Genomic DNA, 18127 nt, shown 5'->3' with positions numbered 1-18127 from the left:
GCCCACTTTTGTATAGGTGTAGTTGCGATGAAACGTGTAGGTCTGATCGGTTGGCGCGGCATGGTCGGTTCCGTGCTCATGCAGCGAATGCTGGAAGAGCAGGATTTCGATCTCATTGAGCCGGTGTTTTTCACCACCTCCAACGTCGGTGGCCAAGGCCCGTCCGTGGGCAAGGACACCGGTGTGCTCAAGGATGCCTACAGCATCGAAGAGCTCAAGACCCTCGACGTGATCCTGACCTGCCAGGGCGGCGACTACACCAGCGAAGTGTTCCCCAAGCTGCGTGAAGCCGGCTGGCAGGGTTACTGGATCGACGCCGCTTCCAGCCTGCGCATGCAGGATGACGCGGTGATCATCCTCGACCCGGTCAACCGCAAGGTCATTGACCAGCAGCTGGACGCGGGCACCAAGAACTACATCGGCGGCAACTGCACCGTCAGCCTGATGCTGATGGGGCTGGGCGGCCTGTTCGAGGCTGGCCTGGTCGAGTGGATGAGCGCCATGACCTATCAGGCGGCCTCCGGTGCCGGCGCGCAGAACATGCGCGAACTGATCAAGCAGATGGGCGCGACCCACGCCGCTGTCGCCGATGACCTGGCCAACCCGGCCAGCGCCATCCTCGACATCGATCGCAAGGTCGCCGAAGCGATGCGCAGCGATGCCTATCCGACCGAGAACTTCGGCGTGCCGCTGGCTGGCAGCCTGATCCCGTGGATCGACAAGGAACTGCCTAACGGCCAGAGCCGTGAAGAGTGGAAGGCCCAGGCCGAAACCAACAAGATCCTCGGTCGCTTCAAGAGCCCGATCCCGGTGGACGGCATCTGTGTGCGCATCGGCGCCATGCGTTGCCATAGCCAGGCGCTGACCATCAAGCTGAACAAGGACGTGCCGATCGCCGACATCGAAGGGCTGATCAGCCAGCACAACCCTTGGGTCAAGCTGGTGCCGAACAACCGCGAAACCAGCATTCAAGAGCTGAGCCCGACCAAGGTCACCGGCACCCTGAATGTACCGGTGGGCCGTCTGCGCAAACTGAACATGGGTTCGCAATTCGTCGGCGCTTTCACCGTCGGCGACCAGCTGCTGTGGGGCGCGGCCGAACCGCTGCGCCGCATGCTGCGGATCCTGCTCGAGCGTTGATCGGTTGCTGCTGTTGAAGAACCCGTGCCTTGCGAGAGGCACGGGTTTTTTATTGGAAAACCGCCTTGAGGTGGCGGGTGTCTGAGCTGGCCTCTTCGCGAGCAGGCTCGCTCCCACAGGTTTTGTGTTCTATAGAGATCCAATGTGGGAGCGAGCCTGCTCGCGAAGCGGTCGGCACAATTACCAGGAGATTTCCTGCCAATTGCCTGCCCACCCCACCACCCGGTAAAGTGCCGCTCCCCACGTTTTACCTGAGGTAGACCCATGAGCCAGTCCTTTGATATTGCCGTGATCGGCGCCACCGGTACTGTCGGCGAAACCCTGGTGCAGATCCTCGAAGAACGGGATTTTCCGATCGGCACCCTGCACCTGCTTGCGAGCAGTGAATCGGCGGGAAGCTCGGTGCTGTTTCGCGGCAAGAACGTGCGGGTGCGCGAGGTCGATGAATTCGATTTCGGCAAGGTCCAACTGGTGTTCTTCGTCGCCGGCCCGGCGGTCACCCTGAGTTTTGCACCACGCGCCACGGCCGCCGGTTGTGCGCTGATCGACCTCTCCGGCGCGCTGCCGCCGGAACAGGCGCCGCAGATCGTGCCAGAGGCCAACGCCCAGTTGCTGGCCGGCCTGAGCAAACCGTTCCAGGTCAGCAGCCCCAGCGCCTCGGCCACTGCGCTCGCCGTGGTGCTGGCGCCGCTGCGCGATTGCCTGGACCTGCAACGTATCAGCCTGACCGCCAGTCTCGCCGTCTCCGCCCAGGGGCGCGCAGCGGTGAGCGAGTTGGCGCGCCAGACCGCCGAGTTGCTCAATGCCCGTCCGCTGGAGCCGAAATTCTTCGATCGGCAGATGGCGTTCAACCTGCTGGCCCAGGTCGGTGTCCCGGATGAGCAGGGTCATACGCTGCTGGAGAAGCGCCTGGTCCGCGAGCTGCGCCAAGTGCTTGCGCAACCTTTGTTAAAGATTTCCGTCACTTGCATTCAAGCGCCGGTGTTTTTCGGCGATAGCTTTAGCGTGACCGTACAGTCCGCGAGCGCTGTTGACCTGGCGAAGGTCAACGCAGCCCTGGAGGCGGCGCCCGGCATTGAGCTGGTGGAGGCGGGTGACTACCCGACGCCGGTGGGCGATGCGGTCGGCCAGGATGTGGTTTATGTCGGGCGTGTGCGCGGTGGCGTGGACGATCCGGCGGAACTGAATCTGTGGCTGACGGCGGATAACGTGCGCAAGGGCGCGGCGCTCAATGCCGTGCAGGTGGCTGAGTTGTTGATAAAAGACTTGCTGTAAAAGATACTTGGCAACAATTTGTCGAATGAGTCTAGCTGGGCGCTATGCTTGGCCAGAGTGCTGAAGGCGAACCTCCTCCCCGGGGCGTCCTCGGGCATGAGTGAAACGATCGCGCGCGCCGTCGCTTCGGGGCTGCGCGCAATGCCTTACGGCAGCGGCATCAACACCTTCTCGCTGGCCGAGGAATGTTCAAACAAAGGAAGAGGCTATGGTTCAAGTTCGCAAACTGGTGTTAGCAATAGCGGCCGCCTCGGCGCTGTCCTCCGGTATGGCGCAAGCGCTCGGGCTCGGGGAGTTGACCCTGAAGTCGCCGCCGAACCAGCCTTTGGTCGCCGAGATCGAGCTGCTCGATGTCCAGCAACTGACCGCCGCCGAAGTCGTGCCGAGCCTGGCTCCCCCAGAAGAATTCGCCAAGGCGGGCATTGACCGCCAAGCCTTCCTCAATGACCTGAGCTTCACCCCGGTGATCAACGCCAACGGCCGCAGTGTCCTGCGGGTGACGTCCAGCCGGCCGCTGTCCGAGCCGATGGTCAAGTTCCTGGTGCAGGTGATGTGGCCCAACGGCCGCTTGCTGCGCGACTACAGCGTGCTGCTCGATCCGTCCAAATTCTCGCCGCAGGCCGCCGATGCTGCGCGGGCGAAGCCGTCCCAAGCGGTTTCCACACCGGTCACCGGGGCCACCAAGCCGTCCCAATACACCACCACGCCGCGCGACACCCTGTGGGAAATCGCCGCCAAGGTGCGCAACGGCGGTTCGGTGCAACAGACCATGCTGGCGATTCAGGCGCTGAACCCGAACGCCTTCATCAACGGCAATATCAACCTGCTCAAGACCGGCCAGGTCCTGCGCCTGCCGGATCCGGTGCAAAGCACGGCGCTGCCGCAACCCCAGGCCATCGCCGAAGTGGCTGCACAGAACGCCGCCTGGCGCCAGGGGCGTCGGGGTGTGGCGGGTAACGGCCGGCAGCAGTTGGACGCGACCAAGCGGGGCGCTGCCGAGGGCGCGCCAGCCCAGGCCGCCGCGCGCGACAACCTGAGCCTGGTTTCCGCCGAGTCGGCGAAGGCCGGCGCCAAGGGCAAGGGCGCTGCCGGTGATGCCCAGGCACTGAGTAACCAGCTTGCAGTGACCCAGGAAAGCCTTGATGCGGCTCGCCGCGACAACGAAGAACTGAAAAGCCGCATGGCCGACCTGCAGAGCCAACTGGACAAGCTGCAGCGTCTGATCGAACTGAAAAACAACCAGCTGGCGAAAATGCAGGCTGATGGCGCTGCTGTACCGCCTGCGGGCGAGTCGACCCCGACGATGTCGGCCGAGCTGACCCCGGCGCCGTCGGCGCAGCCACCGGCGCCAACACCAGCACCCGAGGCCGCCCCGGAAGCGACGCCGCCCGCCGCACCGGTCGAGCCGACACCTGCCGCTTCCGATGAAAAGAAATACAACGACCTGCTGACCAATCCGATCCTCCTGGGGCTGATTGGCGGCGGCGCGTTGATCCTGTTGCTGCTTCTGTTGCTGCTTGCCCGTCGCCGCAAGGCCCAGCAGGAAGCCGAGAAACATCTGCGCATGGCCCGAGCCCTCGAGGAGGAGGCCGACTTCTCCCCGGAGCTCGATCTGCCCCCGAGCAGCTTCGAGGGCATTGAGGTTCCACCACCTAGCGTAAAACTCGAACCCAAGCCAGCCCCGACGCCAGCGCCCAAGCCGGCTCCGGTGATTGCGCCAGTGATTGTCACGCCGCCCATTGCCGCACCGTTGGTGGCCCCGGCCGCCGATCGTTCCGACGACGTGCTGCCTCAGGCCCAGTCGCACATCGATCGCGGTCGTTTGAACCAGGCGGCCGATCTGCTGGAGCAAGGCATCAAGGCTGAGCCTCAGCGCAGCGATCTGCGTCTGAAGTTGATGGAAGTCTACGGCCAGCAGGGCGATCGAGACGCCTTTGTGGCCCAGGAACGCCAACTGGTCGCCAACGGTGAAAACTACGCCCAGGTCGAACAGCTCAAGAGCCGTTTCCCGGCCATGGCAGTCGCCGCTGGCGCAGGCCTGGCGGCCGCAGCCGTGGCCGCCGAGCTGGACGCGCAGTACGTCAAGGAACTGCTGGAAGACAAGCCGGCGACCGATGAAGAGCTCGACAACGCTTTTGACCTGAGCCTGGACGACTTTGATACGACGCCCGCAGCGCCGGCACCCGAGCCGCTCAACGAGCTGGACGCGTTTCCGGAAGACGATGACCTGAGTTTCGAGTCGGTGCTCAAGCAGCAGACCGAGGCCAACGAAAGCCTCGACGACCTGTCGGAGTTCGACCTGGACCTGGGCGCCGATGCTCCGGCACCCGCCCTGGAGGACGAAGATTTCCTGCTGGGCCTGGAGGATGACCTCAAGGGCCTGGACGTCCCGGCTGCCGAAGCGCCGGCCCTGAACGACACCCCGGCCGACGATCTTGAGCTGCCGGCGGATTTCGACCTGTCCCTGGCGGACGAAATGGATGCCCATGACCAGCCCAAGGATGCCTTCGAATCCGAGCTGGACGATGTCAACGCCGAGCTGGATCGTTTGTCCGACAGCCTCGGTCAGCCGACCTTCACGGCCGATGATGCCTTGGCGACTGCTGACGACGAGCCGGATTTCGACTTCCTCAGCGGCACCAACGAAGTGGCGACCAAGCTCGATCTGGCCCAGGCCTACATCGACATGGGCGACGACGATGGCGCTCGGGATATCCTGGGCGAAGTCCTCAACGAAGGCGATGCCACGCAGAAGAGTGAAGCGCAGGAAATGTTGTCACGCCTGGCTTGAGGTGATTGTTTAAACAGAGACGGCAGCCGGTGAGGCTGCCGTTTTTGTTTGCAGGGGTTGGATGGTGTCTGGGCTGGCCTCATCGCGAGCAAGCTCGCTCCCACAGGTCGGTGCTCACTGGAGATCCCATGTGGGAGCGAGCTTGCTCGCGATGGCGCCAGTCGATTCCACGCAGAACCACCGGTTGCACTGGCATCCCGCCCCGCCCGCCTTATAATGCCCGCCTTTGCGTACCTCAGCAGGCTGTAATTCCTTGGCAAACATAGACAACCCGGTCGCAGAAATGGCGGCTGACGGCTTTTTCCGGATCGCCCTGGGCGTTGAATACAAAGGCTCGCGCTATCGCGGCTGGCAGCGTCAGGCCTCCGGTGTCCTGACGGTGCAGGAAACCCTTGAAAATGCCCTGTCCAAAGTCGCCGACTCGCCCGTGTCGCTACATTGCGCCGGGCGTACCGATGCCGGCGTGCATGCGTGCGGGCAGGTGGTGCATTTTGATACCCAGGTCGAGCGCTCGATGAAGGCGTGGGTCATGGGCGCCAATATCAACTTGCCGCACGATGTCAGCGTCAGTTGGGCCAAGGCCATGCCGGCGCATTTCCATGCCCGCTTCAAGGCCATCGCCCGGCGTTATCGCTATGTGATCTACAACGACCAGATCCGCCCGGCGCACCTGAACGAAGAAATCACCTGGAATCACCGCCCGCTGGACGTCGAACGCATGGCCGAGGCCGCGCAATATCTGGTCGGCGTCCACGACTTCAGCGCCTTCCGCGCCGGCCAATGCCAGGCCAAATCGCCGATCAAGGAGCTGCATCACTTGCGCGTGACCCGTCACGGCAAGATGATCGTGCTCGACATCCGTGCCAGCGCCTTCCTGCATCACATGGTGCGTAACATCGCCGGCGTGCTCATGACCATCGGCGCAGGCGAGCGGCCAGTGGAGTGGATCAACGAAGTGCTGGAAAGCCGCATCCGTCGTTCCGGAGGCGTCACGGCGCATCCGTTTGGCCTGTACCTGGTGCAGGTGGAATATCACAATGAGTTCGAACTGCCGGAGCGTTACATCGGGCCACATTTCCTGACAGGCTTCTCGGAACTCGACGGCTGACGCCTTCCGTTGCATTTGTTACCATCCGGGACTTTCATGGAATTGCCTGAGGTTTTCCCCATCATGCCGGTCGTTCGCAGCAAGATATGCGGGATCACTCGCGTCGAGGACGCGCTGGCGGCGGTCGAGGCCGGGGCGGACGCCATCGGGCTGGTGTTTTACGCCAAGAGTCCGCGGGCGGTGACGGTGCAGCAGGCGAGGGCGATCATCCAGGCCTTGCCGCCATTCGTGACGCCGGTCGGTCTGTTCGTCAACGCCAGCCGTTGCGAGCTGGGCGAGATACTCGATGCGGTGCCATTGGCGCTGTTGCAGTTCCATGGCGACGAGACGCCAGCCGATTGTGAAGGCTGGCATCGCCCTTATATCAAGGCCCTGCGGGTCAAGGCCGGCGACGACATCGCCGCGGCTTGCGAGGCCTTTGCCGGTGCCAGCGGGATCTTGCTGGACACCTACGTCGAGGGCGTTCCCGGCGGGACCGGCGAAGCGTTCGACTGGTCGCTGGTCCCGCAAGATCTTGCCAAGCCGATCATCCTCGCCGGTGGCCTGACGGCGGACAACGTGGCGGCAGCCATTGCCCAGGTCCGCCCCTATGCGGTGGACGTCAGTGGTGGCGTGGAGCAGGCCAAGGGCCTCAAGGATCCGGCGAAGATTCGCGCATTCATGGCTGCTGTGCGCAGCAGCCAGTAGTCAATGTGACGGCTGGCAGACTGCCGCCGTCCATACCTGCACTGTACAAAGCAGGCAGGCGCCGCCTCCGGGCGGGCCGATAGCGTAGTGGCAATCGCCGTGCAGCGGTTGTCGGGATGGCAGGGGATGGTGGGGCTGGACGCAGGTCATGTTTCGCGCTGACCGCGACGGTCCGCAACCCTCGCCGCACAATGAATTTGAGCTCAAGGGCATACGCGGGGCCGCGAACCAGAGCGTTCGGGCCGCCGGTACTGGAGAAAGAAGCATGAGCAACTGGTTGGTAGACAAACTGATCCCTTCGATCATGCGTTCCGAGGTGAAGAAAAGCTCGGTGCCTGAAGGTCTGTGGCACAAATGTCCATCCTGCGAAGCGGTGCTTTACCGCCCCGAGCTGGAAAAGACCCTGGACGTTTGCCCCAAGTGCAACCACCACATGCGCATCGGCGCGCGCGCCCGTATCGATATTTTCCTCGATGCCGAAGGCCGCGTTGAACTGGGCGCCGAACTGGAGCCCGTGGACCGCCTGAAATTCCGCGACGGCAAGAAATACAAGGACCGCCTGACCGCCGCCCAGAAACAGACCGGCGAGAAAGACGCGCTGGTGTCCATGAGCGGTACCCTGCTGGGCATGCCGGTGGTGGTGTCGGCGTTCGAGTTCTCCTTCATGGGCGGTTCCATGGGCGCGATCGTCGGCGAACGCTTCGTTCGCGCGGCCAACCACGCCCTGGAAAACCGTTGCCCGATGATCTGCTTCGCCGCATCCGGCGGTGCGCGTATGCAGGAAGCGCTGATCTCGCTGATGCAAATGGCCAAGACCTCCGCGGTGCTGGCGCGTCTGCGTGAAGAAGGCATTCCGTTCATTTCGGTACTGACCGACCCGGTCTACGGCGGCGTCTCCGCCAGCCTGGCGATGCTCGGTGACGTGATCGTCGGCGAGCCGAAAGCGCTGATCGGCTTTGCCGGCCCTCGCGTGATCGAACAGACCGTGCGGGAAAAACTGCCGGAAGGTTTCCAGCGCAGTGAATTCCTGCTTGAGCACGGTGCCATCGACATGATCATTCACCGTCAGGAACTGCGCCCGCGCCTGGGCAACCTGCTGGCGCAACTGATGGGCCTGCCGACGCCGAAGTTCGTCGCCACGCCTATCGAGCCGATCGTGGTTCCGCCGGTGCCTGCAGGCCTATGACCCAACGTACCCTGGGCGACTGGCTTGCCTACCTTGAGCAGTTGCATCCATCCGCCATCGACATGGGGTTGGAGCGCTCGCAAGCGGTAGCGTCCCGCATGGGACTGGCCAAGCCGGCGCCCCGGGTCATCACGGTTACCGGCACCAATGGCAAGGGTTCGACCTGCGCCTTCCTGGCTTCGCTGTTGCGGGGCCAGGGCCTGAGTGTCGGTGTCTACAGTTCGCCGCACCTGCTGCGCTACAACGAGCGGGTGCAGGTCAATGGCATCGAAGCCTCTGATGCCGAGCTGTGCGAAGCCTTCGCGGCGGTGGAAGCCGGGCGGGGCGAGACTTCCCTGACGTATTTCGAAATGGGCACGCTGGCGGCGTTCTGGCTGTTCGCCCGCGCTGGCCTGGATGCGGTCGTGCTGGAAGTCGGCCTGGGCGGGCGGCTGGACGCGGTCAACCTGGTGGATGCGGACATCGCGCTGGTCACCAGTATCGGCGTGGACCATGCCGATTACCTGGGCGATACCCGCGAATCCGTGGCTTACGAGAAGGCCGGCATCTTCCGCCCGGGCGCGCCTGCGCTGTGTGGCGACCTTGACCCACCGCAGCCCTTGCTCGACAAGGTTCGCGAGCTTGATTGCCGATTTTTTCTGCGTGGGCGGGATTTCGACCTGGCCATGACCGAGCAGCACTGGCAATGGCGCGGCAGTGACGCCAAGGGCAATCCGGTGGAGCTGCACGACCTGCCGCTCCTGGACCTGCCGATGGAAAACGCTGCGCTGGCGCTTCAGGCCTATTTGCTCGCGGATCTGCCGTGGGACGCGGAACGGATTGTCCAGGCGTTGCAGGCGACTCGCGTCGTCGGTCGTCTTGATCGTCGTTCGTTCGATTGGCAGGGCAAGCGTCTCAACCTGCTGCTCGATGTCGGCCACAACCCCCATGCGGCCCAGTACCTGGCGGAGCGTCTGGCGCGGCGGCCGGTGCCGGGCAAGCGCCTGGCGGTGTTCGGGCTGCTGTCCGACAAGGACCTCGATGGCGTGGTCGATGCCATGGATGCTACTGTCCAGCACTGGGCCGTCGCTCCGCTGGATTCGCCGCGTTCCCGTCCGGCCAGCGAGTTGCAGGCAGCCTTGCAGGGTCGTGGCGCTTCGGTTGATGCTTACGCCAGTGTGGCCGACGCGCTGGAAGGGCAGTGCGCCCTGGCGACGGCCGACGATGAGATTCTGTTGTTCGGATCATTTTTTTGCGTAGCCGAGGCCCTTCAATGGTTGGCCCGGCGCTCCTCGGAGGAAGCTGCAGATGGCATTGCTGGATAAGGCTTATAAGCAGCGCATGGTCGGGGCCCTGGTGTTGGTGGCCCTGGCGGTGATCTTCCTGCCGATGCTGTTTTCCCGTCAGGACGAGCAGCGCCAGGTCACGGTTGATGCACCCGCTGCGCCCCAGGCGCCCGCCGTGCCGCCGGTGCAGGTCGAACCGGTGGCGGTGCCCGAGCCGCAAGCATTGCCTCAGGAACCTGTTCCGAGTGACGAGGAACTGGCCCAGGAACCTGCCGCGCCGTCTGCGCCCGTTGCGCCCGCGCCGACCGCACCGGCTCCGGCCACGCCGAGCAAACCGGCTGCCGCGCCGACGCCTGTTCCAGCAGCGCCGACAGTCAAGCCAGCCCCGACCCAGCCGATCACGGCGGCACCGAAACCGGACACCACGCAAAGCCGCGTCGATGCCAATGGCCTGTCGGTCAGTTGGTCGGTGCAACTGGCCAGCCTGACCAGCCGCGAAAGCGCGGAAAAACTGCAGAAGAACCTGCGCAGCCAGGGTTACAACGCCTATATCCGTTCCGCCGATGGCAAGAATCGGGTGTTTGTCGGTCCGCTGATCGAGCGTGCCGAGGCTGACCGCCTGCGCGACTTGCTCAATCGCCAGCAAAACCTCAAGGGTTTCGTGGTGCGCTTCCAGCCGGAGCGTGGTTGAACGCCATTTGGCTGATTTGAATCACGCAGCTTACCGACAGCCCTGCGCTCTGCTAAAATGCGCCGCCTTATCCGTCTGTAGGCTGCACCGTGCCATTTACCTGGGTTGACTGGGCGATCGTTGCAATCGTCGCCATCTCTGCATTGATCAGTCTGAGTCGCGGCTTCGTCAAGGAAGCGCTCTCGCTGCTGACCTGGATCATTGCGGGAGTCGTGGCCTGGATGTTTGGTGGCTCGCTGTCCCAGTACCTCGCCGGATACATCGAAACACCGTCGGCCCGCGTCATCGCGGGCTGTGCCATCTTGTTTATCGCCACCTTGCTGGTTGGCGCAATGATCAATTATCTGATCGGCGAACTGATTCGCGTCACCGGGCTTTCCGGGACCGACCGGTTCCTGGGCATGGCCTTCGGCGCGGCGCGTGGCGCGTTGCTGGTGGTCGTGGCCGTCGGGCTGTTGAGCCTGGGGCCGGTGCAGCAGGATACGTGGTGGCAGGAGTCCCGGCTCGTGCCACAATTTCTATTGGTCGCAGACTGGTCCAAAAACCTGATCCTGGGTTGGAGCAGTCAGTGGCTTGCCAGCGGTATCAGCGTACCCGCTGAAATACCGTTCAAGGAACAGCTCTTGCCGATGGCCAAAACGCCGCAGTGAGTGTTGTTCAGTTCAGATCCATTAAGTAGGGGTTGCGTCGCATGTGTGGCATCGTCGGTATCGTCGGTAAGTCGAACGTCAATCAGGCGCTGTATGACGCGCTAACCGTGCTCCAGCACCGCGGCCAGGACGCTGCCGGTATCGTGACCAGCCATGACGGCCGGTTGTTCCTGCGCAAGGACAATGGACTGGTGCGTGACGTGTTTCATCAGCGTCACATGCAGCGCCTGGTCGGCCACATGGGTATCGGCCATGTGCGCTACCCGACAGCGGGCAGCTCGACCTCGGCCGAGGCCCAGCCGTTCTACGTCAACTCGCCGTACGGCATCACCCTGGCGCACAACGGCAACCTGACCAACGTCGAGCAGTTGGCCAAGGAAATCTACGAATCCGATCTGCGCCACGTCAACACCAGTTCCGACTCGGAAGTGATGCTCAACGTGTTCGCCCACGAGCTGGCCCAGCGCGGCAAGCTGCAGCCAACCGAAGAAGACGTGTTCGCCGCCGTAACCGACGTGCATAACCGTTGTGTCGGTGGCTACTCGGTAGTGGCGATGATCACCGGCTACGGCATCGTCGGTTTCCGCGACCCCCACGGCATCCGCCCAATCGTGTTCGGCCAGCGCCACACCGACGAAGGCGTCGAGTACATGATCGCCTCCGAGAGCGTATCCCTGGACGTGCTCGGCTTCACTCTGATTCGCGACCTGGCACCGGGCGAAGCGGTTTACATCACTGAAGACGGCAAGCTTTTCACCCGCCAGTGCGCGACCAACCCGAGCCTGACCCCGTGCATCTTCGAACACGTCTACCTGGCGCGTCCGGACTCGATCATCGACGGTATCTCGGTCTACAAGGCGCGCCTGCGCATGGGCGAGAAACTGGCCGACAAGATCCTGCGCGAGCGTCCGGACCACGACATCGACGTGGTCATCCCGATCCCGGACACCAGCCGCACCGCGGCCCTGGAGCTGGCGAACCACCTGGGCGTGAAGTTCCGCGAAGGCTTCGTGAAGAACCGCTACATCGGCCGCACCTTCATCATGCCGGGCCAGGCCGCGCGGAAAAAATCCGTACGCCAGAAGCTCAACGCCATCGAGCTGGAATTTCGCGGCAAGAACGTGATGCTGGTGGACGACTCCATCGTGCGCGGCACTACCTGCAAGCAGATCATCCAGATGGCCCGCGAAGCCGGCGCCAAGAACGTGTATTTCTGCTCCGCGGCCCCGGCCGTGCGTTACCCGAACGTCTACGGCATCGACATGCCGAGTGCCCACGAGCTGATCGCTCATAACCGCACGACCCAGGAAGTGGCCGACCTGATCGGCGCCGACTGGTTGATCTACCAGGACCTGCCGGACCTGATCGAAGCGGTCGGTGGCGGCAAGATCAAGATCGAGCAGTTCGATTGCGCGGTATTCGACGGCAAGTACGTCACCGGCGACATCGACGAGGTCTATCTGAACCGGATCGAGAACGCCCGTAACGATGCGTCCAAGGCCAAGACCCAGGCGGTCAGCGCGATCATCGATCTGTACAACAACTGAGTAACGAACCGGCCCCGAGGGGCCGGTTTGCGTTCAAGCGATAGAAGGAGTGGCAGCATGAGTCAGGATTGGGATGCCGGTCGGCTGGACAGCGACCTTGAGGGCGTAGCGTTCGATACCCTGGCGGTTCGCGCGGGCCAGCACCGTACACCGGAAGCCGAACATGGCGATCCGATGTTCTTCACCTCCAGCTACGTCTTCCGCACCGCTGCCGATGCCGCGGCGCGATTTGCCGGTGAAGTGCCGGGCAACGTCTATTCGCGTTATACCAATCCCACCGTGCGGGCTTTCGAGGAGCGCATTGCCGCCCTGGAAGGCGCCGAGCAAGCGGTTGCCACCGCCACCGGCATGGCCGCGATCATGGCCGTGGTCATGAGCCTGTGCAGCGCCGGTGATCATGTACTGGTGTCGCGCAGCGTCTTCGGCTCGACCATCAGCCTGTTCGAAAAGTACTTCAAGCGCTTCGGTGTTGAAGTCGACTACGTGCCGCTGGCGGATTTGTCGGGTTGGGATGCGGCGATCAAGGCCAACACAAAACTGTTGTTCGTCGAATCGCCGTCCAACCCGCTCGCCGAACTGGTGGATATCGCCGCGCTGGCGGAAATCGTCCACGCCAAAGGCGCCATGCTGGTGGTCGACAACTGCTTCTGCACGCCGGCGCTGCAACAGCCGCTCAAGCTGGGCGCGGACGTGGTCGTGCATTCGGCCACCAAGTTCATCGACGGCCAGGGCCGTTGCATGGGCGGCGTTGTTGCCGGTCGTGGCGAGCAGATGAAAGAAGTGGTGGGATTCCTGCGCACCGCCGGGCCGACCCTCAGCCCGTTCAATGCCTGGATCTTCCTCAAGGGCCTGGAAACCCTCGGCCTGCGGATGAAAGCGCATTGCGCCAACGCCCAGGTCCTGGCCGAGTGGCTGGAACAGCAGGACGGCATCGAGAAAGTCCATTACGCCGGCCTCAAGAGTCATCCGCAACATGACCTGGCGGCGCGTCAGCAGCGTGGTTTTGGCGCGGTGGTGAGTTTCGAAGTCAAGGGCGGCAAGGAGGGCGCGTGGCGCTTCATCGATGCCACGCGGTTGATTTCCATCACCGCGAACCTGGGTGACAGCAAGACCACCATCACGCACCCAAGCACCACCTCTCACGGGCGTCTCTCGCCGCAAGAACGTGAAGCAGCGGGCATCCGTGACAGCCTGATCCGCGTCGCGGTCGGCCTGGAAGACGTAGCGGACCTGCAAGCCGACCTGGCCCGCGGGTTGGCGGCCTTGTGATCGAGCTGGCAACGCCGCCGAGCGGTACTCATGGCCGGGTTGCCCTGGTAACGGGTGCGGCACGGGGGATCGGCCTGGGCATTGCCGCCTGGCTGATCTGCGAAGGTTGGCAGGTCGTCTTGACCGACCTGGACCGCCAGCGCGGCTCCAGGGTGGCGAAGGCCTTGGGCGACAATGCCTGGTTCATCGGCATGGACGTGGCGGATGAAGGGCAGGTCGCAACCGGCATCGCCGAAGTGCTCGGGCAGTTCGGCCGGCTCGACGCGCTGGTGTGCAACGCGGCCATTGCCGACCCGCACAACATCACACTGGAAAGCCTCGACCTGGCTCACTGGAACCGGGTCCTGGCGGTGAACCTGGGCGGGCCGATGCTGTTGGCCAAGCATTGCGCGCCTTACCTGCGTGCCCATAACGGCGCCATCGTCAACCTGGCCTCGACCCGCGCCGCGCAATCGGAGCCCGACACCGAGGCTTATGCGGCGAGCAAGGGTGGCCTGCTGGCGCTGACCCATGCCCTGGCGATCAGCCTTGGGCCGGAGATCCGGGTCAATGCCGTCAGCCCCGGCTGGATCGATGCGCGAGACCCCTCGCAACGTCGTGCGCAGCCGTTGACCGACGCCGATCATGCCCAGCATCCTGCGGGCAGGGTAGGCACGGTGGAGGACGTGGCGGCGATGGTGGCGTGGCTGTTGTCGCGCAACGCCGGTTTTGTTACCGGGCAGGAGTTTGTCGTGGACGGTGGCATGACCAAGAAAATGATCTACGAGTGAAAGGCTGCCCGCGCGTTGTTTGAACTGTTTTTAAAAAAACTTCAACGCTGCTATTGACTTAGCATCGGTACCTGCGTAAATTTCGCGGCCTCAACGCAGCAAAGGGTGATTAGCTCAGCCGGGAGAGCGTCTGCCTTACAAGCAGAATGTCGGCGGTTCGATCCCGTCATCACCCACCATGTTTCTTGAGAGTCTTGCGAAAGCAAGATGGAAGCTGTCAGAAGCCTCCACCGACGCGCAGCGGTAGTTCAGTCGGTTAGAATACCGGCCTGTCACGCCGGGGGTCGCGGGTTCGAGTCCCGTCCGCTGCGCCATATTTTGCGAAGCAGGTTCGCCTGGTTCGAGATCCAAACCTTAGGGTTTTGATCAGACGAGTTAACTGGACGCAAGTCCACAGCGATACGCAGCGGTAGTTCAGTCGGTTAGAATACCGGCCTGTCACGCCGGGGGTCGCGGGTTCGAGTCCCGTCCGCTGCGCCATATCTGCTTCGAGGCCCACTGAACGCCTTGAAGCTAAGAAGAAAGCTGAAAAGCTTCTTCCAATCGATAGCAAAGACCCTGGTCGAAAGACCGGGGTTTTTTGTTTCTGGCCCAAAGCAATCAGTGTATTCCGTGGCGAGGATCTTGCTCCCGCTGGGCTGCAAGGCAGCCCTTCGGTGATGATTGTTCTCAGAACCCCAACCGATCCCGCAACCCGTAATACCAGGCCCCCATCGCCGCAAACGGCGTACGCAACAACTGCCCGCCCGGGAACGGATAGTGAGGCAGGTCCGCAAACGCATCAAAACGCTCCGCCTGACCTCGCAGCGCCTCGGCCAGGACCTTGCCCGCCAGATGCGTATACGTCACGCCATGGCCACTGCAGCCCTGGGAATAATAAATGTTATCCCCCAGGCGCCCGACCTGCGGAAGACGCGACAGTGTCAGCAGGAAATTTCCGGTCCAGGCGTAATCGATCTTCACATCCTTGAGCTGCGGAAACGCCTTGAGCATCTTTGGCCGGATGATCGCTTCGATATTCGCCGGATCCCGCGCACCGTACACCACGCCGCCACCGAAGATCAGACGCTTGTCGCCTGTCAGCCGGTAGTAATCGAGCAAGTAGTTGCAGTCTTCGACGCAATAATCCTGGGGTAGCAGACGTTGAGCCAACTCATCGCCCAACGGCTCGGTGGCAATCACCTGCGTACCGCAAGGCATGGACTTGGCCGCCAGCTCAGGCACCAAATTACCCAGGTAAGCGTTACCCGCCACGATAATGAACTTTGCCCTGACCTTGCCCTGCGGGGTATGCACAACCGGACTGGCGCCGCGCTCGATGCGCACCGCCGGCGACTGTTCATAAATCACCCCGCCCAGCGACTCGACCGCCGCCGCTTCGCCCAAGGCCAGGTTGAGCGGATGAATATGCCCACCGCTCATGTCCAGCATCCCGCCGACATACTCGTCGCAAGCCACCACCTCGCGAATACGCCGCTGATCCAGCAGTTCCAGCTGGGTATGCCCGAAACGCTCCCATAAACGCTTCTGCGACTCCAGATGGCCCATCTGCTTGGCGGTGAGAGCGGCGAACACACCGCCGTCCTTCAAATCACACTGGATCTGATACTTCGCCACCCGCTCACGAATGATCCGGCCACCCTCGAACGCCATGTTGCCCAGTAACTGCGCCTGCTGAGGGCCGACACTGCGTTCGATCACATCAATGTCGCGGCTATAGCTGTTGACGATCTGCCCGCCGTTACGACCCGAGGCGCCAAAGCCGACCCTGGCCGCCTCGACAACCGTGACCTTGAAGCCATGCTCCAGCAGAAACAATGCAGAAGACAACCCCGTATAACCCGCACCGATGACGCAGACATCGGTTTCGACGTCATCCTGCAGGGCAGGGCGCGACGGCGCCGGATTCGCCGATGCGGCGTAATAGGACGCTGGGTAGGATGTGTTCGCCATTCTGGAACCTCTGTTTTATATTTTTTACGAATGCGCCGATCCTACCCGAGATAAAAATCCGCCGCCAGCCGGCGCAAAATCTTCGTCGCGTTGGCGCAATTAAATATTTTGCATATTCATAGGGTTAGGTGAAAAAAAGGTGTTGACACCCTTTTGGAATTCCGTAGAATGCCGCCTCACAGCAGGCACGTAGCTCAGTTGGTTAGAGCACCACCTTGACATGGTGGGGGTCGTTGGTTCGAGTCCAATCGCGCCTACCAAACAAAATCCGCTCTGCTGGGCGGTCTAGAAGGGCTCACCGAAAGGTGGGCCCTTTTTTGTTGGATGCGATTTGCAAAACTTTTGCAAAACTTTTGCAAAACCCCCACCTCAGAACGCCAATTCGGCTCCCACATCGACGTACTCAATTGTCTTGTTGCCGTGTCCCTCCTGGTAGTGCCTGGTCATCTTCTCATCTGCATGGCCAAGCAGCGCCTGGATATATTCCTGTGGGAAATTCTGCTGCTCGTACAACCATGCACCCAAAGCGCGGATCTCGTGAAAAGTAGGGCGCTCACCGGCCGGCACGTGATCGTAGGCGTGTGTCGCGTCTCGGGCCTTGCTGAACTCCTTGGTCAGGTAGTCCGGTGTCACCGATGTCCAATGGTCCTTAGCGTCGATCTGCTCCCGACGACGCGCCTTCGGCTTGTAGTGGATCAGGTAAGGCGAAGCCAGGGGCGAGCGCAAGCACTCGCCAACTACCTCACGGAGCGCGGCGCCCATCTTTATTTTCAGGTGGACAGGGCTGTCATAACCCTGGGTCTTGCCAGGCGATACCGTCAGAGTGTTTTTCTCCATGTCGGCAGCTGATTTCAGCCATGTCACGATATCTTCGCGGCGCTGTAGACTGGTCAGCGCCAGGCGAATTGCTCGCTTCAGCCAGGGCGGCGTGGTCGCCGCGTCGATGATCGACTTCAGCCCCTCCAGCGTGTGCCGCTGCCGCTTCTTCTCCGCCTCCTTCTTCACCAGAGTCAGCTCGGCGTTATTTCGCTCGGCCAGGCCCTTGGCCACGGCAAACGCGAATATCTGCGCCCACAACCCCCGGTGCTTGGTGTAGGCGTTGTTGCTGAACTGGTCCAGATATTCAGCCATAGCCAGCACGTCCATCTGCCCGATAAGCCTATCTCCAAGGTCCTGCCGGTATCGCTCGATCTTGAATTTGATCTCTTCCAGGGTGCGAGCGGCATAGCCCTTATCCACCAGCCATTCATCGTGGAAGCGCTGGAGCAGGTTACTGACAGTCGGCAGGCGATCACCTGTCAGCAGGGTGAGCAGCGCGCCATCGTCGACAACGAGCGCCGCCAGTTTCAAATTTGCCGCCCGGGCTAGTTTGATTGCCTCCTCTATGGGGCGGTTGATGCTCGTCATCAGGCCGGTGATTGGGTTGCGGTACCGCCAATACTTCCCGTTGGGGTAGAGGTTCGGCGGTAATTTCCTGTTTTTTAGTGTGCGCGGCCGGGCAGCCATCAGCCGATCTCCATCATTTGGGCCAGCAGTGGGTCAGTAGAGCCCATCACTGCAGCCTGGACGTCTACAAAGTACATCCCGCCTTTGACTTCCCCTGCCACCTCGCCTTCCTCAATCCATTTCTTCAGTTGCTGAACGCTCGGCTTTCCTCCGACGTAGCGCAGCTTCCTGTATTCGCTCACCTCCATGAGGCGGGGGAGTTTTATTGTCATTTGTGCAATGACTTTCGCCATGATGATGCTCCGGACCGTGCTCGGCTCTATCTACGGATTTGTCTTGCGACACGTTT

The 18127-nt window shown here is 62.3% G+C and carries 15 protein-coding genes and 4 tRNA genes; 16 read left to right on the top strand and 3 right to left on the bottom strand.

The window, feature by feature from the left end; all coding sequences use genetic code 11:
• Positions 1–27 precede the first annotated feature (27 nt).
• The 15 genes from asd (at position 28) to J3P94_RS18845 (ending at position 14859) form a co-directional block, all read left to right on the top strand.
• Positions 28–1140 carry an aspartate-semialdehyde dehydrogenase gene (gene asd / locus J3P94_RS18915; protein WP_434569212.1) on the top strand — a complete coding sequence of 371 codons (1113 nt, stop codon included), beginning with the start codon at positions 28–30 and terminating at the stop codon, positions 1138–1140.
• Positions 1141–1404: 264 nt separating this feature from the next.
• Positions 1405–2415 carry an aspartate-semialdehyde dehydrogenase gene (locus tag J3P94_RS18910; protein ID WP_434569211.1) on the top strand — a complete coding sequence of 337 codons (1011 nt, stop codon included), beginning with the start codon at positions 1405–1407 and terminating at the stop codon, positions 2413–2415.
• A gap of 208 nt (positions 2416–2623) precedes the next feature.
• Positions 2624–5206 (top strand): FimV/HubP family polar landmark protein, encoded by a 2583-nt coding sequence (locus J3P94_RS18905; protein WP_434569210.1) that lies wholly within the window; start codon positions 2624–2626, stop codon positions 5204–5206.
• 283 nt (positions 5207–5489) lie between these two features.
• Positions 5490–6314 carry a tRNA pseudouridine(38-40) synthase TruA gene (gene truA / locus J3P94_RS18900; RefSeq protein ID WP_434574247.1) on the top strand — a complete coding sequence of 275 codons (825 nt, stop codon included), beginning with the start codon at positions 5490–5492 and terminating at the stop codon, positions 6312–6314.
• Positions 6315–6377: 63 nt separating this feature from the next.
• Entirely contained in the window at positions 6378–7001 is a 624-nt protein-coding gene (locus J3P94_RS18895; protein WP_434569209.1) for a phosphoribosylanthranilate isomerase, read from the top strand.
• A gap of 265 nt (positions 7002–7266) precedes the next feature.
• Entirely contained in the window at positions 7267–8187 is a 921-nt protein-coding gene (gene accD, locus J3P94_RS18890; RefSeq protein WP_434569208.1) for an acetyl-CoA carboxylase, carboxyltransferase subunit beta, read from the top strand.
• Entirely contained in the window at positions 8184–9491 is a 1308-nt protein-coding gene (folC, locus tag J3P94_RS18885; protein WP_434569207.1) for a bifunctional tetrahydrofolate synthase/dihydrofolate synthase, read from the top strand. Before accD ends, folC begins: the two co-directional genes overlap by 4 nt.
• Positions 9475–10143, top strand: a complete 669-nt coding sequence (locus J3P94_RS18880) for an SPOR domain-containing protein (RefSeq protein WP_434569206.1) — start codon at positions 9475–9477, stop codon at positions 10141–10143. Before folC ends, J3P94_RS18880 begins: the two co-directional genes overlap by 17 nt.
• Before the next feature lie 89 nt (positions 10144–10232).
• Positions 10233–10793: a CvpA family protein gene (locus J3P94_RS18875; protein ID WP_039593931.1), complete on the top strand. Its 561-nt coding sequence runs from the start codon at positions 10233–10235 to the stop codon at positions 10791–10793.
• Between the two features lie 41 nt (positions 10794–10834).
• Positions 10835–12340, top strand: a complete 1506-nt coding sequence (purF, locus tag J3P94_RS18870; protein ID WP_434569205.1) for an amidophosphoribosyltransferase — start codon at positions 10835–10837, stop codon at positions 12338–12340.
• 57 nt (positions 12341–12397) lie between these two features.
• Positions 12398–13609 carry an O-succinylhomoserine sulfhydrylase gene (locus J3P94_RS18865; protein ID WP_434569204.1) on the top strand — a complete coding sequence of 404 codons (1212 nt, stop codon included), beginning with the start codon at positions 12398–12400 and terminating at the stop codon, positions 13607–13609.
• Positions 13606–14379 carry an SDR family oxidoreductase gene (locus J3P94_RS18860; protein ID WP_305495812.1) on the top strand — a complete coding sequence of 258 codons (774 nt, stop codon included), beginning with the start codon at positions 13606–13608 and terminating at the stop codon, positions 14377–14379. The genes J3P94_RS18865 and J3P94_RS18860 overlap by 4 nt, the downstream gene beginning before the upstream one ends.
• 103 nt (positions 14380–14482) lie before the next feature.
• Positions 14483–14558: transfer RNA gene (locus tag J3P94_RS18855), tRNA-Val, on the top strand.
• Positions 14559–14616: 58 nt separating this feature from the next.
• Positions 14617–14693, top strand: a tRNA-Asp gene (locus tag J3P94_RS18850).
• Between the two features lie 89 nt (positions 14694–14782).
• Positions 14783–14859, top strand: a tRNA-Asp gene (locus J3P94_RS18845).
• Between the two features lie 189 nt (positions 14860–15048).
• On the opposite strand, the gene J3P94_RS18840 is transcribed toward J3P94_RS18845, so the two are convergent.
• The gene (locus J3P94_RS18840) at positions 15049–16332 is read right to left on the bottom strand and encodes an NAD(P)/FAD-dependent oxidoreductase (protein WP_434569203.1); all 1284 of its coding nucleotides are present in this window, start codon (positions 16330–16332) and stop codon (positions 15049–15051) included.
• Positions 16333–16515: 183 nt separating this feature from the next.
• Here J3P94_RS18840 and J3P94_RS18835 point away from each other — a divergent pair.
• Positions 16516–16592: transfer RNA gene (locus J3P94_RS18835), tRNA-Val, on the top strand.
• Positions 16593–16701: 109 nt separating this feature from the next.
• Here J3P94_RS18835 and J3P94_RS18830 read toward each other — a convergent pair.
• Positions 16702–17838 (bottom strand): tyrosine-type recombinase/integrase, encoded by a 1137-nt coding sequence (locus J3P94_RS18830; protein ID WP_434569202.1) that lies wholly within the window; start codon positions 17836–17838, stop codon positions 16702–16704.
• Entirely contained in the window at positions 17838–18071 is a 234-nt protein-coding gene (locus tag J3P94_RS18825; RefSeq protein WP_055135598.1) for a hypothetical protein, read from the bottom strand. The genes J3P94_RS18830 and J3P94_RS18825 overlap by 1 nt, the downstream gene beginning before the upstream one ends.
• Between the last annotated feature and the right edge of the window lie 56 nt (positions 18072–18127).

Source organism: Pseudomonas sp. Z3-8, assembly GCF_051131975.1.
Taxonomy (GTDB): Bacteria; Pseudomonadota; Gammaproteobacteria; order Pseudomonadales; family Pseudomonadaceae; genus Aquipseudomonas.
The sequence above is the reverse complement of the archived record's forward strand: the minus strand, read 5'-3'. Positions and strand labels throughout refer to the sequence as shown.

What these genes read in the sequence shown, in the direction of transcription:
- asd (WP_434569212.1), top strand. Translation starts at nt 28, where the DNA reads ATGAAACGTGTAGGTCTGATCGGTTGGCGCGGCATGGTCGGTTCCGTG.
- J3P94_RS18910 (WP_434569211.1), top strand. Translation starts at nt 1,405, where the DNA reads ATGAGCCAGTCCTTTGATATTGCCGTGATCGGCGCCACCGGTACTGTC.
- J3P94_RS18905 (WP_434569210.1), top strand. Translation starts at nt 2,624, where the DNA reads ATGGTTCAAGTTCGCAAACTGGTGTTAGCAATAGCGGCCGCCTCGGCG.
- truA (WP_434574247.1), top strand. Translation starts at nt 5,490, where the DNA reads ATGGCGGCTGACGGCTTTTTCCGGATCGCCCTGGGCGTTGAATACAAA.
- J3P94_RS18895 (WP_434569209.1), top strand. Translation starts at nt 6,378, where the DNA reads ATGCCGGTCGTTCGCAGCAAGATATGCGGGATCACTCGCGTCGAGGAC.
- accD (WP_434569208.1), top strand. Translation starts at nt 7,267, where the DNA reads ATGAGCAACTGGTTGGTAGACAAACTGATCCCTTCGATCATGCGTTCC.
- folC (WP_434569207.1), top strand. Translation starts at nt 8,184, where the DNA reads ATGACCCAACGTACCCTGGGCGACTGGCTTGCCTACCTTGAGCAGTTG.
- J3P94_RS18880 (WP_434569206.1), top strand. Translation starts at nt 9,475, where the DNA reads ATGGCATTGCTGGATAAGGCTTATAAGCAGCGCATGGTCGGGGCCCTG.
- purF (WP_434569205.1), top strand. Translation starts at nt 10,835, where the DNA reads ATGTGTGGCATCGTCGGTATCGTCGGTAAGTCGAACGTCAATCAGGCG.
- J3P94_RS18865 (WP_434569204.1), top strand. Translation starts at nt 12,398, where the DNA reads ATGAGTCAGGATTGGGATGCCGGTCGGCTGGACAGCGACCTTGAGGGC.
- J3P94_RS18840 (WP_434569203.1), bottom strand. Translation starts at nt 16,332, where the DNA reads ATGGCGAACACATCCTACCCAGCGTCCTATTACGCCGCATCGGCGAAT.
- J3P94_RS18830 (WP_434569202.1), bottom strand. Translation starts at nt 17,838, where the DNA reads ATGGCTGCCCGGCCGCGCACACTAAAAAACAGGAAATTACCGCCGAAC.
- J3P94_RS18825 (WP_055135598.1), bottom strand. Translation starts at nt 18,071, where the DNA reads ATGGCGAAAGTCATTGCACAAATGACAATAAAACTCCCCCGCCTCATG.